General features: G+C 70.4%; 13 protein-coding genes. 4 read left to right on the top strand and 9 right to left on the bottom strand.

Going from position 1 to position 16,545, the window contains the following annotated elements; genetic code table 11:
• Positions 1-99 precede the first annotated feature (99 nt).
• The 3 genes from FHS44_RS29570 (at position 100) to FHS44_RS29560 (ending at position 4,766) form a co-directional block, all read left to right on the top strand.
• On the top strand, positions 100-1,254 hold the full coding sequence (locus tag FHS44_RS29570) for a sensor histidine kinase (protein ID WP_184720592.1): 1,155 nt from the start codon (positions 100-102) through the stop codon (positions 1,252-1,254).
• Complete coding sequence (locus tag FHS44_RS29565; protein ID WP_184720590.1) at positions 1,251-1,919, top strand: response regulator; 669 nt, start codon at positions 1,251-1,253, stop codon at positions 1,917-1,919. The genes FHS44_RS29570 and FHS44_RS29565 overlap by 4 nt, the downstream gene beginning before the upstream one ends.
• 165 nt (positions 1,920-2,084) lie before the next feature.
• A complete protein-coding gene (locus FHS44_RS29560) occupies positions 2,085-4,766 on the top strand; it encodes a DUF7824 domain-containing protein (protein ID WP_184720588.1) in 2,682 nt (893 codons plus the stop codon).
• A gap of 232 nt (positions 4,767-4,998) precedes the next feature.
• Here the strand turns inward: FHS44_RS29560 and FHS44_RS41960 are convergent, their stop codons facing one another.
• The 9 genes from FHS44_RS41960 to FHS44_RS42460 form a co-directional block, all read right to left on the bottom strand.
• The gene (locus FHS44_RS41960) at positions 4,999-5,673 is read right to left on the bottom strand and encodes a nuclease-related domain-containing protein (protein ID WP_184720586.1); all 675 of its coding nucleotides are present in this window, start codon (positions 5,671-5,673) and stop codon (positions 4,999-5,001) included.
• 178 nt (positions 5,674-5,851) lie between these two features.
• On the bottom strand, positions 5,852-6,343 hold the full coding sequence (locus tag FHS44_RS29550) for a hypothetical protein (RefSeq protein ID WP_184720584.1): 492 nt from the start codon (positions 6,341-6,343) through the stop codon (positions 5,852-5,854).
• Between the two features lie 70 nt (positions 6,344-6,413).
• Positions 6,414-7,325, bottom strand: a complete 912-nt coding sequence (locus FHS44_RS29545; protein WP_446697307.1) for a ParB/RepB/Spo0J family partition protein — start codon at positions 7,323-7,325, stop codon at positions 6,414-6,416.
• 1,538 nt (positions 7,326-8,863) lie between these two features.
• The gene (locus tag FHS44_RS29540) at positions 8,864-11,515 is read right to left on the bottom strand and encodes a fumarate reductase/succinate dehydrogenase flavoprotein subunit (RefSeq protein WP_184720580.1); all 2,652 of its coding nucleotides are present in this window, start codon (positions 11,513-11,515) and stop codon (positions 8,864-8,866) included.
• Complete coding sequence (locus FHS44_RS29535; RefSeq protein ID WP_184720578.1) at positions 11,515-12,249, bottom strand: ABC transporter ATP-binding protein; 735 nt, start codon at positions 12,247-12,249, stop codon at positions 11,515-11,517. Before FHS44_RS29535 ends, FHS44_RS29540 begins: the two co-directional genes overlap by 1 nt.
• Positions 12,246-13,115, bottom strand: a complete 870-nt coding sequence (locus FHS44_RS29530) for an ABC transporter permease (protein ID WP_312863857.1) — start codon at positions 13,113-13,115, stop codon at positions 12,246-12,248. Before FHS44_RS29530 ends, FHS44_RS29535 begins: the two co-directional genes overlap by 4 nt.
• Entirely contained in the window at positions 13,112-14,533 is a 1,422-nt protein-coding gene (locus FHS44_RS29525) for an ABC transporter substrate-binding protein (protein WP_184720576.1), read from the bottom strand. Before FHS44_RS29525 ends, FHS44_RS29530 begins: the two co-directional genes overlap by 4 nt.
• Before the next feature lie 16 nt (positions 14,534-14,549).
• Positions 14,550-14,777: a 4Fe-4S dicluster domain-containing protein gene (locus tag FHS44_RS29520; protein WP_184720574.1), complete on the bottom strand. Its 228-nt coding sequence runs from the start codon at positions 14,775-14,777 to the stop codon at positions 14,550-14,552.
• Positions 14,768-15,538: a GntR family transcriptional regulator gene (locus FHS44_RS42460; protein ID WP_184720572.1), complete on the bottom strand. Its 771-nt coding sequence runs from the start codon at positions 15,536-15,538 to the stop codon at positions 14,768-14,770. Before FHS44_RS42460 ends, FHS44_RS29520 begins: the two co-directional genes overlap by 10 nt.
• 144 nt (positions 15,539-15,682) lie before the next feature.
• Here FHS44_RS42460 and FHS44_RS29510 point away from each other — a divergent pair, with 144 nt between their 5' ends.
• Entirely contained in the window at positions 15,683-16,543 is an 861-nt protein-coding gene (locus tag FHS44_RS29510) for a class II glutamine amidotransferase (RefSeq protein WP_184720569.1), read from the top strand.
• The last annotated feature ends 2 nt before the right edge of the window (positions 16,544-16,545 follow it).

Raw genomic sequence — 16,545 nt, 5'->3', positions numbered from 1 at the left:
TACACCCCTGGGCCGATGCGGATGTCCTTTTCGCACCCCGGGATGTACGGCCTCCTGCTCCTCGTGGAACGTCCCGCTCCACCGCGTACCGTGGTCCAGGTGGGTCGTACGCATTGGCGCCGTGTGCCACGGGACCTCCGCCTCGACGGCGTCCTGGCGCTCGTTGTCGCCGTCTCCACCGTCATGGCCGGGACCTTCATCGGCGGCAGCCCACCGGGGTGGTTCGGCTGTCTGCTGCTGACGCTCAGCGCGGCGTTCCTGACGTTCCGGCGGCGCTTCCCGGTACGGGTCATGGTGCTGACCATGCTCTGCTCGCTTGTCTACTACCGTCTCGGCTACGCCAGCGGAGCCTTCACCGTCGCCCCGGCCCTGGCGGTCTACACGGCGACGGCGAGTGGGCGCCGGGCCGCCGGGCTCCTCGGTGCGGGCGCCTATCTCGCCGGGGTCTTCCTCGTCGGCCGGTACGGGCAGGAGAGCGCCAGCCGCGAGGGAAGTGTCTGGCTGGTCGTCTGGATCCTGGTGATCATCGTGGTCGGTGAGGTGTCACGCAGCCGGACGGAGCAGCTTGAGGTGGCCCGCGAACGGGCCCGCCACGCCGAGATCGACCGTGAGCGGGAGGCACGGCGCCGGGCGGACGAGGAGCGGCTGCGCATCGCCCGTGAACTCCATGACGTGCTGGCGCACAGCATCTCGGTGATCAATGTGCAGGCAGGTGTGGCCGCTCATCTTCTCGACAGGAATCCCGAGCAGGCCCGGATCGCGGTGACCACGATCAGACAGGCGACCAAGGACGTGTTCGTCGAAATACGCTCGATCCTCGACGTACTCCGCCGCGTGGACGAGGAATCCCCGATGACACCCCCTCCGACGATCCGGCACCTCGACGACCTGGTGCGCAGGACCGTGGCCGGACAGGTGCGTGTCGAACTGGACGTCCGGGAACCGATCGCCGACCTTCCCCCGGACATCGACCTCACGGCCTACCGCATCGTGCAGGAATCGCTCACCAACGTGATCCGCCACTCCGGCGCGGAGAGCGCCCGGGTCAGCCTGCGCTTCGGCGACCACGACCTGCTGGTACGGATAGAGGACGACGGACGGGGCGTCCCGGAGACCGGCCACACGCCGGGAAACGGACTGGTGGGGATGCGGGAGAGAGCGATGGCCGTCTCCGGCCGGTTCACGGCGGCCCCGGGTCGCGAACGAGGTTTCGTGGTGGAGGCCCACCTCCCGCTGAGACGGCACGAAACATGATCCGCGTCCTGCTCGCCGACGACCAACCACTGGTTCGCATGGGCCTGCGCGCACTGCTCGACTCCGAAGAGGGCATGGAGGTGATCGGGGAGGCGGGCCGTGGCGACCATGCCGTTGAGATGGCAGACGCGCTCCGGCCGCACGTCGTCCTCATGGACATCCGCATGCCCGGCCTGGACGGTATCGAGGCGACCCGGAGAATCACCGGCGACCAACGCCTCGACCGCGTCCGTGTCGCCCTCCTGACCACGTTCGAGAACGACGACTACGTCTTCAAGGGCCTGCGTGCCGGGGCCGTCGGGTTCCTCGTCAAGGACATAGAGCCGCCGAAACTGCTGGAGGCGGTGCGCGTGGTCGCGGCGGGTGAGGCCCTGCTGGCGCCGACGGTGACACGGCGGCTCATCGAGGAGTACGTCAACCGCAGCGGTGACCCCGTCTCCTTTCCCGCGCTGGAGCGGCTCACCGACCGCGAGCGCGAGGTGCTCGTCCTGGTGGCACGGGGGCTGTCCAACCACGAGATCGCCGATTACGTCCACTGCAGTCCCGCGACCGCCAAAACGCATGTCAGCCGTGTCATGACCAAGCTCGAAGCCCGCGACCGGATCCAACTCGTCATCACCGCCTACGAGGCGGGCCTGGTACGACCAGGTTGGAAGGTCACGTGACGAAATCTGTCGGGGACGATCTCTAGGGTCCTGGCTATGACGAGTGTGCGGCGGTCGGGTGGGGACGAGGGTGTTTGGGGGGAGGTTCGGGGGCTTGTCGCCAGGCGGAGGGCTCGGGAGTTGGCTGAGCGGGTGGGGGCTCTGGGGGAGGCGGAGCGGGCTGAGGTGGCTCGTAGGTTGCCGGAGTTCCTCGATGAGGTGCGGCAGGTCGCCGTGGAGCGGGTCCGTGCGAAGCAGGGGGAACCCCAGCCGTGGGAGGAGCGCGAGGCGGTCGGTGACGTGCTCCTCCCGTTGGGGCCGTCGCTGCGGATCGTGGGGGTGGGCACGATCTCGGGTGCCGCCGCCGCGGTCGCCTGGCTGACCCGCCGCGAGTTCGCCGTACGGTGGGGGCCGCAGTTGGAACCCGGCCACCTGGTCACGGCGCTGGCCGGCAGGCCCGAGGCCTGGCGCGCCGATGTGGCGGCCCGGCTCGCCAAGAAGATCCGCAGGGCGAACGACCCGATCGCCCCGCTGGCGTTGGCCCTGCTGCGCGCTGTCCAGGGGGAGCCGCCCAACCACGATCCGCTCGTGGTGGCCTGGCTCTTCGCGGGGGTGGTGGACGACGATCCGCTGGTCGGTCCGCTGCTTCCCAGGATCTTCGAGGCGCAGGGTGCGGGCCGTACGCTCATGGAGGAGCGGGCGACGCCCACGCCCACGCCGTGGCTCGCCCTGTTCAAGCAGTTGCTCGCGGACGGGCGGCTGTCGCGCGCCGAGGTCATCGACGGCTGTGTGAGCCGCTTCCTGCGGGGTGGCGATGCCGTTGACCTGCGGTTCTTCGTACGGTTGCACGAACTCCTCGCGCCGGAGCCGCACGAGGTCGCCGCGCGGACGCGTGACTACCTGCGGCTGCTGCCCACCGCTCCCAGCACGGTCGCCACGCTGGCGCTCGACCAGGTCCGCCGGAGCGGCCCGCACGACGAGGCCGACGTCGCCGAGGCGGTCGACGCGCTGATCTTCCGTTCCGAGACCAAGCTGGCCGAGGCGGGCCTGCGCTGGCTCGACCAGGAGGTACGGCGGGCGCCGACGCTGGTCGGGGAGACGGCCTCCGCGCTGGCCACGGCGTTCGCGCACACCTCCTACGACGTCCAGCGCCGCGCGGCCCGGATCGCCGTCAAGCACGCCGCCGCCTTCGAGGCCGGAGCCGCGGTGATCACCGAGGCCGTCGGGCTGCTGCCCGCCGAACTCGGTGCGCAGGTGGCAGCGGTGTTCGGCGGCGAAGTCGCGGAGCCGGAGGCGCCAGAACCGTTCGTCCCCGTGGCGTTGCCCGTCGTCGAGAAGCCCGGCCCCTTCCCCGCCCCCTCTCTGGAGGTGAACGAATGGGATCTCCACGACTGGGTGAAGAGCGAGCAGTGGCTCGCCGCCTTCGTCGAGCAGGCGGGGGGCGACCGTACGGCCCTGCGCGCGCGGCTGGAACCCGTCTTCGGCGATGTCTTCTCCCAGTTGCATGAGATGAAGCGGTGGCGCGACGCTCCCCAGTGGATCGCCGCCCTCGCCAAGGAGGTCATCGCCTCAGGAAGCGACCCCGACGTTCCTGAGGGCACAGGCTTCTCCGTGACCGGCGAGAAGGAGACCGACGTTCCCGGACGGGCGTTCACCGACCTGACCAAACAGGTGTGGAATAACCTCTTCCGCCAGATCTCGAAGCTCGGAGCCTCGGAGGAGCTGGTGGCGGCGGTCCGTGACGGGCTGCCCGCGTCCCCGCCCGAGCGGGTCGAGCGCCGGTTGCCCGATCCTCGGAGCGTCTCGGGGCCGCACATGTTCCTGCTGCGACGGCTCAGCGAGCTGTACGTCGCGCTGCGGGAGGGGACGTTGCCGCCCGTGCTGCTGGCGACGCCCACGTCGATGACCGGGCACCTCTCCCCCGACGTGCTGATCGAGCGGCTGGAGATCTGCGCGGCGGCGGGGGTCGAACCGCTCTCCGCCGACCTGCAGCAGGCGCTGCTGCGGCTGCCGAGAAGACGCGACGCCGAGGCCGCGGAGCGGGCCGCCCGGGTGGGGTCGCGGGCTGCGGCGTCCGTCGCCACCTGGCTGGCCGAGGGCGGTCTGCCCGACCCCGAGACGGGCCTGAAGTGGGGGTACGGCAAGCACGCGAGGGATCACGACTTCCGCGAGGACGAGCTGAGATACGAGGCGACTGCCCGGCTGATACCCGTGTTGCGTGCCAAGCCGACCGGGCACGACCTCATCGACGAGCTGCTCCGCGAGCCGTCGTCCCGGCGCGGGGACGGCCACGGTTACGCCGTCGACTGGTGGCCCGCGACGCTGCCGTCGCACCGCGAGGTCGTCGCCGTCAACTACCTGCCCCACCTGCTCTACCAGTGGAACCGCGCGGGGGTGTATCCAGCGCACCTCGTGGCCCTGACCCAGGCGAACGGCCCCGTCGGGGAGGCGACCGCGCTCGTCCTGGCCTACTTCCTGGCCGCCGAGCGCCAGGAGGCGGTGCGGTCGCTGCTGTTGATGGCCGCCAGGGAAGACCTGGACGGTGAGGCGGTCGGCCGTCAGCTCGGATACCTGGTCCGGCGCACCTGGTTCGAGACCCGTCCGTTGCTGAAGGTTCTCACCGAGGCCGCCCACCAGGGCGCGCACGAGCAGGTCTGGGAGATCCTCAGGGTCATGACGCCGATGCTGCTGCCGGACGAGGGGGAACGGCCGACCGTCGTCCACTCCGAACTGGTGGCCTTCACCGCCGACCTGGCGGTTCGGACCGGCGCCAAGGGCGAGATCCCGGCCGTCACGGCCCACGCGGCGCGAGGTGGCAGAAGCCGCTTCGTCCGCGAGTGCGCCCGGCTCCGCGACCTGCTCGGCTGAGAGCGCCAGGTGAGGTACGGCTGGCGCGGGCTTCTCGGGTGCGCCTGACGGAGAAGGCCGCGGATGGGATCAGGTGGCACCCGGCGGGCACGGGTCCGTGAATCCGCCCGGCTGAGTCCCATGCGCCTGACTGAGAAGGCCCCGGATGGGATACCCGTGCCCACTGAGAGGACACGGCCAGGTGTCGTACGGCGGGCACGGGCTTTCTGCGCGTGTCCGCCGGGGTGGGAGGTCAGGTGATGTACGGCGGGAGGAGGCGGGTGGCGGTGGCGCTTACTTCGGCGACCTCGGCGACGCTCAGTTTCGTCGGTTGGCTGGTGATCCAGCCACGCACCTGGGAGGCACGCAACAGCGGCACGCCCGACGCCTTCGCCACCCGCACCAGTGGCATGTCGGCTCCGTGGACGGCCACCACGGGGATGACGGTGACGGGGCGGCCGAGGCTCCGGGTTAGGGTCTCGGACACCCGGCCCGCCTCGTAGACCACGGACCTGACGATCTGCGCGCCGGAGGCGCCGCCGACCCTGACCGACCTTCCGCGTCTGACCAGGCGCTTTCCCCGGTGCCAGTTCTTGCTGTCCACCACGAACACGCCCGTCGTCCCGATCACCAGGTGGTCGACGTTGGCCCTGCCGCTGGGGAGCGCGCGGTCGTGCAGCACGGTGTATCCGCGCCGCCCGAGCGGGCGCAGCATTCTGGCGGTGCGCCGCTCCCCGATCGCTCCCTTTCTCCAGGTTCGTACGGCCTCATGCTGACGCCAGCGGTAGACCGTGTCGACGACCCCGACCACGATCGCCACCACCAGGGCCGCCAGCCAGCCCCACAGCCAGCCCACCACGATCGCGCTCGCCAGCACGAGCCCCGCCCGCAGTGTCAGCCGCCGGGTCCGCCCCTCGGCGAGTTTCACCCGATACTGCGCGTATGCGGAGGCACCCGCGCCGGCCGTACTGGATGGGCGGAAAAACATGAAACAACCTCCGGGGGAAGAAAAACAACATTGCCCCGGAAATGTATAACGATCATCATCAACAAAAGAAGCCGGTTTTTTGGGTGCCCGTATTCGTATATCCGGAAATATCCGGTAATCAAATTCGGCGGGCGAGGTCGCGGGCCAGGTGGGAGCGGTGCAGGCGGCGGGTTCTCACCAGGCGGGCCAGGTCGGCGCGGGTGTCGTGCATGAGTTGCACGTGGAAGTAGTTCACGTGCTCCAGCACCGCGAACACCCACAGCGCCAGCCCCGGCCACATCCGGGTCCCGGAAGCGCCACCCGCGAGACTCGCCCCGACCACGACGGCTCCGCCCGCCAGCAGGGCGAGGTTGACGCGGGCCAGGACGCGGTACGCGCCCATCCCACGGGGAACCGGCGACCGCGAGGTCAGTTGGGCGAACTTCAGCCACCAGTACGCACCGCCCTCGGCCAGCACGACCAGGACCAGCAGAAGCCCGGTCAGGTTGGCTGGGCTCGGGGGCACTCCCAGCACGCCGACCAGCACCCAGGAGATGAGGGGGATGTTGACCCACTCCAGGATCGCGAGGGTGCGCACCCGCCTCAGCACCGGAACCGTTGGGGAAGCCATAGGACGATTCTCCAGGGCCCGCCCGAAGCCCCGGAGCGCTCCATAATCGGGGCGCTCCGGGGAAAGTGGGCTACGACGTCCGGGAGCCAGAGCGTACGGTTCGCCGCTGGAGGTCCTCGACGAACTTCTCCCACACGGCCACGTTCTCCATGGCCACCTGGCAGACCAGGTTGACGCAGTGCTCGGGGACGACGCCGACCAGCCACTCCGACGACTGGGTGAGCGAGGCGCTGACGCTGAGCAGGCGAAGGAGGTGCCTGCCGCGTTCCGCGGACCTGAGGGAGGGGTCCTTCATCAGGGTGTTCAGGGGCGACCTGCGGCCGTGGGCACGCTCGGGGCCGGGGGCCGAAGGCAGGGGTGACCTGCTCGGGGAGGGCCTGGTCTGCACGCCCGTCCAGTCGTCGGGCGTGACGTCGAACTCCTCGGCCGTCCGCGGGCGCAGTGTCCGGGGAAGGGGGTCCTCTCCACGCCGCAGCCGGTCACGGACGTCCCGTACGGTGCCGGGTGAGATGCCCGCCTGCTGCGCGATCTTCCGCAGGGAGGCGTGTGGCTCCTTGACGATCAGTTCGGCGGCGCGGATCCGGCCCGCGGAGCCGTCCAGCGGACGCGTCCTGCCGTCACGGCCCAGCCGCGCCGTAGGCTGCGCGTCCTGCGGGAGTACGGCGCGGCGGATGTCGGCCACCTTCCGCGCGGACAGCCCGGAGATCTTGGCGATCGCCCTGTCCGACCAGTGCGGGTGTGAGCGGAGGATCCTGGCGGCCGCGGCGACCCGGTCCGCGGTGGAGAGCGGGAGGCCGTGCACGGTGTTCTCCTTGACGGCGACCACGAAGGCGTCGTGCTCGTCACCGTCGAAGAACCGCACGCGGATGTTCTCCTCCCCGCGTGCCATCGCCGCCTGCAGCCGGTGCATCCCGTCGATGACCCGCCTGGTGGCCCGGTGCACGATCACCGGGGGGAGGGTGTCCTCCGTGTCGGAGAGCATACGGATGTGCTGGGCGCTCTCCCCGAGACGCCGTGGGGAGTCCGCGGGAAGGAGCGAGCTGACGGGGACCGTCTCAACCGTGGAAAGTTCGAGGTGGTACCCCTCCCCGTCCTTTGGCCCCCTCGTGTGAGTTCCGACTGACAACGTTGTCTCTCTGGCCCGAACAGTCAATTCTTTTCTCCCTCAGCGAAGGGTGCCCTCTCCCCGTTCCTGAACCAGGTTGTCCAATACGTCGATCATGTGTTCCAACGCCGTGCGCCCCGAAAGAAGGGAACCCCACCGACAGGTGTGACCGAAGTGGCCACCGCCTTTATCGCTTCCCCGTTCCAGAGGACGTCATGACCGAGAAAAGGACGATCCAGCGACGACGTCGCCCCCACGTCGATTCCGGATCGTCCCTGCGTCTCTCATCCCTCGCCCGACCGCCGACGGTCGCGCCCCGGTGCTTCCCCCGCCCCGAAAGCGCGTCCTCAACGTCGAAGTCCACGAAAACCGAACAGGCCGACGCGGCGTTTTCCCTCTTCCCGCCGAATCGACTTCCCCTCGTCCCCCGCCGCCCCGGCTGACAGGCCGGAAAGGACCGTCACGACAGGACGGAACGGAGCACACTCACAACGAATATCGACATGACCGTTACCGCCTCACGCTGGGCCCGCCTCGGCCCGCCGCACATCGCTCTCACTTTCAGCGCCCCTTGACAGCACAGGAAGACCTTCACTCCCCGAAACGCGAAGATCACGCAAACCGGCTGATTCATATTTCCTGGGCAAACATCCCCCAGTTGACATCGGCAAACAATATGTCAGCCGACAAGAGCGCCTGTCAACTATTATTCGATGAGTAATCCTAATCTCACCGGCTTCGGCATCTATGCGGGTTACTTATTCACGCGGCGGAGGGGACACGCCGGGGGCGGTGCCGTACGGAAACGGGGGGATCACGCTCCGGCGGCCAGCGGAAAGAGCGCGGTGGATTGACACCGTCTCAACAATACCGACCGATCACAATAGAAGAGCGAAGGGATCGGGATTTCACGGTGCCGCCCGGCGGGGCGAAGGGCGGACAATACACTCCCGGGAGGGACACCGGGGGCGCAACAGGCCGACCGGCACCTTTCGCCGATGAAAGGCCCGGCCTGTCCGGCTCGGATTCGAGAACGTCTCACATTTCGAGAGGGTGGCGGCGGCCCGTGACGGACACGCCGCCCCCTCTACGACTTCCAGCGGCCGGAAGATCCCGGCCCCCGATGTCCGCCGTCACCTTCCGCGCGCATGGCACACCGGTAATCGGAAATGCCCTGGAAAGGCACCGACCATATGCGGGATGTCGAATGAAAACAGCCTTCCCAACGCACTGTCAACCGGATACGGTCGCGTCGGAACCCGCTCCCCAGGACGGTGAAGGACCGTGGCGCACGGCCACCACCTGGGAGAACGCGGAAGGCATGACTGTGCGACCGCGCCAGATGAGCGGTTGCACACCGGCACCGGAAACAAAAAGAAGGGCCGCCCGGGATGGACGGCCCTTCGGGAAAAGTGTCACAGCGCCCGGCGGGCGTGGGCGCGGACGTCGGCGTCGGGGTCGGACAGTACGGCCCGCAGCACGGCGGCCACCTCCGGCCGACCGCCCCACGGAGCCAAGGCGAGGACGGCGGCCTTGCGCACGTCGAGGTTGGGGTCGGTCACGGCCTCGGCGAGGAGGGGGACGGCGGTCTCTGGGTCGCAGGCGCCCAGGCAGCGGGCCGCGCCAACCCGCACCTGCCAGGCGTCGTCCCCCAGCCCCCGTACGGCCAGGGCCGTCAGCGGGGAACCGGTGGCGCCGGACGATTCGAGGGCGGCGGCCCTGACGAGCGGGTCGGGGTCGTCGGCGAGCGTCTCCAGGGCGGCGGACGGTTTGCCGATGGTGCCCAGACCGGTGGCCACCCGGACGCGGACCTCCCGGGAGGCGTCGCCCGCGGCCTCGGCGACGAGACCGGACTCGTCGAGGGAGACCAGGCCGCGGATGGCCTCGATGCGCACCCGGTGGTCGGGGTCCCCGGTGCCCGCCGCGAAGATCTCCGCGCCGCCCAGGCGCAGGGCGCGCAGCAGGTCAAGCGCGCTCGCCCTGACCACGGCGTCGGCGCTGCCCGCCTGGGTGGTCAGCCCGGCGCCGAGCCCGGGCTCTGCGGGCAGCACCTCGACGAGTTCCCGCAGGCCGTTGGCGGCGGCCCGCCGTACCATGCCGTGGTCGTCTGCCAGGGCGGCGACCAGCGCGTGTCCGGCGCCGTCGGGAACGGTCTCGGTGAGCACCGCGATGGCCGCCCTGCGCACCTTGGGGTCGGGGTCGGCGAGATAGGGGGCGAGCCGTTCGACCGGGGGCTGTTCCTCGGCGAGGCGGTGCAGCTCCAGGATGCGGGGCGAGCGGCCCACGGCGGTCCCGGTGGCGCGGGTCTCCTCGACCGTGCGCACCGGGGCGCTGGTGTGGGCGCCGATGAGCACGGGCTCGGCCTGGACCGGCTGGAACTCCTCGACGGGCACGATGTACGGCTCGACGGGACGCTTGAGAAACTCCATGGCGCCGTCGGGGCGGCGGCGCAGGTTCAGGTGGAACAGCCAGCTCTCGTCGTCGCGTTCCGGCAGGTCGGCGCGGTCGTGGTAGAGGCCCCAGCGGCTCTCGGTGCGCACCAGGGAGGAGCGGGCGGCCATCTCGGCGCAGTCGCGGATGAAGTCCACCTCGACGCAGCGCATCAGTTCGTGCGGGGTGTGCGCGCCCATCGCGGCGATCTCCTGGCGCATCCGCTCGAAGGACTCAAGCGCGATCTCCAGCTTGGCGCCGGTCTTCGGCGGCGCCACGTAGTCGTTGACGAAGCGGCGCAGCTTGTACTCCACCTGGGGCTGCGGCGGCCCTTCGGGGTTGCGCAGCGGCCGGTAGACCAGTTCGTGGGCGGCGGTGACCTGGTCCTCGGGGAGCGTCTCGGGGACGCGGTGGTTGGCGGCGGCATGCGCCCCGGCGAGGTCGCCGAAGACGAAGGCGCCGATCATGTAGTTGTGCGGGACGCACGCCAGGTCCCCCGCGGCGTACAGGCCGGGGACGGTGGTGGCGCCGTTCTCGTCCACCCAGACGCCGGAGGCGGAGTGGCCGCCGCACAGCCCGATCTCGGAGATGTGCATCTCCACGTCGTGGGTCCGGTAGTCGTGACCCCGCCCGGCGTGGAAGGTGCCCCGGGTCGGCCGCTCCGTGGAGTGCAGGATGGTCTCAAGGGCCGAGACGGTCTCGTCCGGCAGGTGGGTGAGCTTGAGATAGATCGGCCCCCGGGCGGAGTCGATCTCGGCGGCGACCTCGGCCATCATCTGGCCCGACCAGTAGTCGGAGTCGACGAACCGTTCGCCCTCGCTGTTGACCTGGTAGCCACCGAACGGGTTCGCCACGTACGCGCAGGCGGGGCCGTTGTAGTCCTTGATCAACGGGTTGATCTGGAAACACTCGATGCCACTCAGTTCGGCCCCCGCGTGGTAGGCCATGGCGTAGCCGTCCCCCGCGTTGGCCGGGTTCTCGTAGGTGCCGTAGAGGTAGCCGCTGGCGGGCAGGCCGAGCCGTCCGCAGGCGCCGGTGGCCAGGATGACCGCCCCGGCCCGCACCACGACGAAGGCGCCGCTGCGGGTGTCGAACCCGGCGATACCGACCGCCCTGCCACCCTCGGTCAGGACGCGCACCGGCATGACGCGGTTCTCGATCCTGACCTTCTCCCTGATGTCGCGGCGGCGGAGCACCCGGTAGAGGACCTTCTTGACGTCCTTGCCCTCGGGCATGGGCAGCACGTAACTGCCCGAGCGGTGCACCCTGCGGACGGCGTACTCGCCGTACTCGTCCTTCTCGAACTTCACGCCGTAGCGTTCGAGCCTGCGGACCATGTCGTGGCCACGGGTCGCGGTCTGGTGGATGGTCCGCTGGTTGACGATGCCGTCGTTGGCCCTGGTGATCTCGGCGACGTAGTCCTCTGGGGTGGCCTTGCCGGGGATGACGGCGTTGTTGACCCCGTCCATGCCCATGGCCAGGGCGCCGCTGTGCCGTACGTGGGCCTTCTCCAGCAGCAGCACGCGGGCGCCGCGCTCGGCGGCGGTGATCGCGGCCATCGTGCCCGCGGTCCCGCCACCTACGACGAGCACCTCGCACTCCAGGTCGAGGCGGTCCTCGACGGGGGGAATGTCCACTACAGCTCCTTCAGGATGCGTTCGCGCAGGGCCTCCCTGGGCCCGCCCCGCGTCTCCAGGACGGTCTTGACGCCGGTACGGCCCAGCACGGCGACGCGGTCGGCCAGCAGCAGCGCCTCGTCCACGTCGTGGGTGACGAAGACGACGGTCGCCGAGGTGTCGCGCAGCACGTCCAGCAGCAGGCGTTGCATGTCGGCCCTGGTCTGGGCGTCCAGGGCGCCGAAGGGCTCGTCCATCAGCACGGCCCGGGGCGCGCCGACCAGGGCGCGGGCGAGTTGCACCCGCTGGCGCATGCCGCCGGACAGCTCCCTGGGCAGCCGCTCGGCGGCCTCGGTCAGGCCGACCCGTTCGATCCACTCGGTGGCGGCCAGCGCGCGCTCGCGCCGGGAGACCTTCCTGATGGCCAGCGGGAGTTCGACGTTACGCCGTACGGTGCGCCACGGCAGCAGGCCGTCGTCCTGGAAGACCATGGCGCGCTCGGCGCCCGGGCCGGTGACCGGTTCCTCCCCGGCCAGGACGCGTCCCTCGCGGGCGGCCAGCAGTCCCGCCAGGGCGCGCAGCAGCGTGGACTTGCCGGAACCGGAGGCCCCGACGACCACCATGACCTCGCCGGGCGCGACGTCGAGGGCGACATCCCGCAGCACTGTCGTGTTCCCGTACCCGAACCCGGCCCCGTCGAGCCGGAACGACAGTCCGGTACGGCCCGCCTCCACACGCTGTCCGGTGAGCGTCATGCGCCACTCCCCTCTCCTCGCGGCAGCCAGCGGGTGACGCGTCTGCCGACCAGTTCGACAACGGAGGAGGTCAGCCACCCGAGGGCGCCGATGGTGACCATCCCGACGATCACCCCGGGGTAGTCGACGATCGTGTAGGCGTGCCAGGTCCGGTAGCCGACCCCGAACTCGCCGGAGATCATCTCCGCGGAGATCACACAGATCCACGCGACGCCCATGCCGACCGACAGGCCGCCGAAGACGCCGGGCAGGGTGCCGGGGAGCACGACGTTCCACAGCACGTGGCGACGGCTCCCGCCGAGTGTCCTGACCGCGTCCTCCCACAGCGTGGGCAGTGCCCGTACGGCGTGCCGGGTGCTGACCATGACGGGGAAGAAGGCGGCGGTGAAGGTGATGAACACGATGCCCTGCTCGTCGGTGGGGAACAGCAGGATCGCGATGGGCACCAGGGCGATGGCGGGGATGGGCCGTACGGCCTCAAGGAGCGGCAGCAGCACGTCGCCCGCGCTACGGGAGCGGGCGATCAGGACGCCGACGGTGATCCCGGCGACCGCGGCGAGCGCGAAGCCGGTGAGGATGCGGATGAGACTCTGCAGCAGGTCGAGGTAGTACAGCCGGGTCGTGAGCTGGGTGGCGAAGCGGGCGGCGACCTCGCCGGGGCCCGGCAGCCGGTCGAACCGCAACCACAGGTGGGCGTCGGTCGCGGTGAGCACCTGCCACAACCCGGCCGCCGCCACCAGACACCCCACCCTGGTCACCCACCGCAGAACCGAACGGCCCTCAACCCGCCGATGCCGTACGGCGAGGCCGCCACTCACCGAGCGGCCTTGGGAGCGCCGATGCCGTACGGCGGAGCCCCCCGTCACAGGGCGGCCTTGAGGGCGGCGTCGTAGGTGACGATCTCGGTCTTCGGGTGGGCCTCGCGGTAGGCCCTGGCGCCGTCCTCGGTGGTGAAGGGCAGGAACTCGGCGTTCTTCTTCCCCTCCGGGTCCCTGAGCCAGACGGACCGGTCGGCGAACCAGCGGGTCCCGGTGGCCGTGTCGGGAACGTAGGCGGCGCGGACCTTCGCCGAGCCCGCCCCGGCGATCTGCCGCAGCAGGCAGGTGGGGGTCGCGGCGGGCCTGGTGGTCTCCTGGCCGGACAGCCACAGCTCGGAGGCGGTCGCCGGGTCGTCGACGGGGACGTCGCAGACGGGGTCGGTGCCGGTGATCTTCGCGGGGTTGGCGGTCGAGGCGAGGTCGGTCTCGTAGGCCGGGCCGTACGCCCTGCGGAGATAGGTGTCGTTGACGAACGTCGTGAGGTCCACGCCGGAGAAGCCGTCGCCGATGCGCCTGAGATAGGGCACGTCGTGCTCGTGGGCGGCCTTGAGCTGCGGCTTGAGGGTGGCGTCGAAGGTCGAGATGCCGCCGGGGCCGTTGTAGAGGTAGACGACCTCGGCGGGCAGCCCGGTCTGGTCGGCCACGGTCAGCGCGGCCTGGAGCGGGTGTTCGTGCAGGTAGGTGGTGGCGTCGAGCTGCGCCTTGAGGAAGGCGTCGACAACCTCGGGGTGCTCCTTGGCGTAGGCCTGGCGCAGCACGACGCCGTGGAAGGTCGGCACGTCGAGGGCGGCGCCGTCGTAGAGCAGGCGTGCCTTGTCCTGGAAGACGAGCAGGCCCGGCCAGGCCACGAACTGGGCGTAGCCCTGGACGCCGCCCGACTCAAGCGCCGAGGCGCCGACCGGGGGTTGCTGGTTGACGGTCTCGACGCCGGTCGTCGGGTCGATGCCCGCCTTCTCCAGCGCCTGGACCAGGGTGCCGTGCCCGGCGGAGCCGACGCTGGCGGAGATCTTCTTCCCCTTCAGGTCGGCCAGCGTCCTGGCGGGCGAGTCCTTGGCGACGACGACCATGTTGAGCGCGCCGCGCAGGTTGTAGCCGGTGACGGAGACCAGTTCGGTGCGGGCCGAAGGGGTCTGCTGGGTGCGGGAGGCGTTGATCAGCAGGGGGTAGTCACCCATCGAGCCAATGTCTATCTTCCCGGCCACCATCTTCGCGGTGATGGGGGCGCCGGTGTCGTGGTCCTGCCACTCGACGGTGTAGCGGTCGCCGAGCCGCTTCTCCAGGTAGCCGAGCGAGCGCAGCAGCGTCCCGGCGGTCACGGTGTTGATCGTCTTCGACTGGTATCCGACGACGAGGCGGATCTTCCCGCCCTCGGAGCCGTCGGGGACACCGGCACCGGCACCGGCGACCGAGCAGCCGGTGAGCAGGAGCGACAGGGCGGCCAGCGCCGCCGTACGGAGGGATCTCATCTCCGGGGCACGTCCTTCAGCGGAGCAGGTAGGGGATGTTGATGGTGACCGCGTCCACGGGACAGCGGGCGGCGCAGGGGCCGCAGTACCAGCACTCGTCGACGTACATGTAGGCCTTGCCGGTCTCGTCGCTGATGGCGAGGGAGTCCAGTGGGCAGGCCTCGACGCAGAGCGTGCAGCCGTCGATGCACAGGGCCTCGTCGATGGTCACCGGGACCTCGACGCGCTGGTTGATCAGGGGCATGTGTCCTCCTCCCGGCCGCGGTGCAGGTGGCCGCGCATGGTCAGGCGGTCCCCGCGGAAGCGGACGTACTCCAGGTCGACGGGGCGTCCGTCCGACAGGTGGGTGAGCCGCTCGATCATGAGCAGGGCGGCTCCGCGCGGGGCGTCGAGCACGGCGGCGGTGTGGGCGTCGGCGTTGACGGCCTCCATGGTCAGCTCCGCCGTACCAAGAGGCTGGCCGGTGATGTGTTCGAGCAGCACGAAGATGTCGTTGCCTTCGAGGTCGGCGTCGAACAGCGGTTCGCCGACGTCGCGGACGAGATAGGTCAGGTCGAGGGAGAGCGGCAGGCCGTTGAGGCTGCGCAGCCGTTCGAGGAAGACGACCTGCTCCCCCGCCGCGAGGCCGAGCCTGCGCGCGACCGCGGCGGGCGGCGCGATGAGGCTCATCGTGCGGACCTCGTTGGTGACCCGGCCGTGTTCGTGGAGGGTCTCGGCGAGGCCGAGCAGGCGGTGCAGGTCGTGGGGATACTTCTCCGCGGCGACCGTGGTGCCGACGCCGGGGCAGCGTTCGACGAGCCCCTCGCCGCGCAGCAGGTCCAGGGCCTCACGGATGGCGTTGCGCGAGGTCCCGAACTCGCGGGCGAGGGCGGCTTCGAGCGGGAGCCGCCCCACGCCGTACCCGCCGTGCACGATCTCCCGCCGCAGCAGGTCGGCCACCTGCCTCGCGCGGTCGGCCCTGCTCCGGGACGCTGCCGCTCTTCCGCGGCGGTCGGACTGTCTCACGGAAAAAGCCTATTAAACGAGTAGGGAAAATGGCATAACGGTCAGATTGCGCCACCCAGGACACCTCCCGACCTGGACTTTCACCGCAAACCGAGCAAGATCTGCCACGCCCGGGGAAGGACTCTCCCGAGGAGGGGAGGCGGAATGTGCCGTCTGTTCGGGATGACCGGTGCGCCGCGACGCACCCGGGCCACGTTCTGGCTGCTCGACGCTCCGGACAGCCTCAGCGTCCAGGGGCACCGCGACCCCGACGGGACCGGGCTCGGCTACTTCGAGGAGGACGGCACGCCGCGGGTGCACAAGGCGCCCATCGCCGCCTACGCCGACCGGCACTTCGCCGAGGAGGCCAGGGACGTGCGGTCAACCACCTTCGTGGCCCACATCAGGTTCGCCTCGACCGGGGGCCTCGACGTCCGCAACACCCACCCCTTCGAGCAGGACGGACGGCTGTTCGCGCACAACGGCGTCGTCGAGGGCCTCGACCTGCTCGACAAGCATTTGGGGGACGCGCTCTCCCTGGTCAAGGGCGAGACCGACTCGGAACGGGTGTTCGCCCTGGTCACCAAGGAGATCAGGGCGAACGGCGGGGACGTGGCCGAGGGGCTTGGCCGGGCCGTACGGTGGGTCGCGGAGAACCTGCCGCTGTACGCGCTCAACATCGTCCTCGCCACCCCCGACGAGCTGTGGGCGCTGCGCTACCCCGACACCCACGAGCTCTACGTGCTCGAACGCACCCCCGGCGGCCACCTCGACCACCGGGGAACGGGCGGGCACATGCGGGTGCGCTCCGACGACCTGTCCACGGTGCCCGCGCTGGTCGTGGCCAGCGAGCGGATGGACGACGACCCCGGCTGGCGGCTACTCGAACCAGGCGAACTCGTGCACAACGGCCCCGACCTGGGCCTCGTCCGCACGATGCTCCTGCCCGACCCGCCCGCGCACCCGCTCACCCTTGCGGACCTGCGCCCCGACGCCGCCGCCTCCCAACGCGCCGGGGTCCGCTGACC

The sequence above is a fragment of the Streptosporangium saharense genome, assembly GCF_014203715.1.
GTDB classification, from domain to species: domain Bacteria; phylum Actinomycetota; class Actinomycetes; order Streptosporangiales; family Streptosporangiaceae; genus Streptosporangium; species Streptosporangium saharense.
Note: the sequence above shows the minus strand (reverse complement) of the source record. Positions and strands in the feature narration are given on the sequence as shown.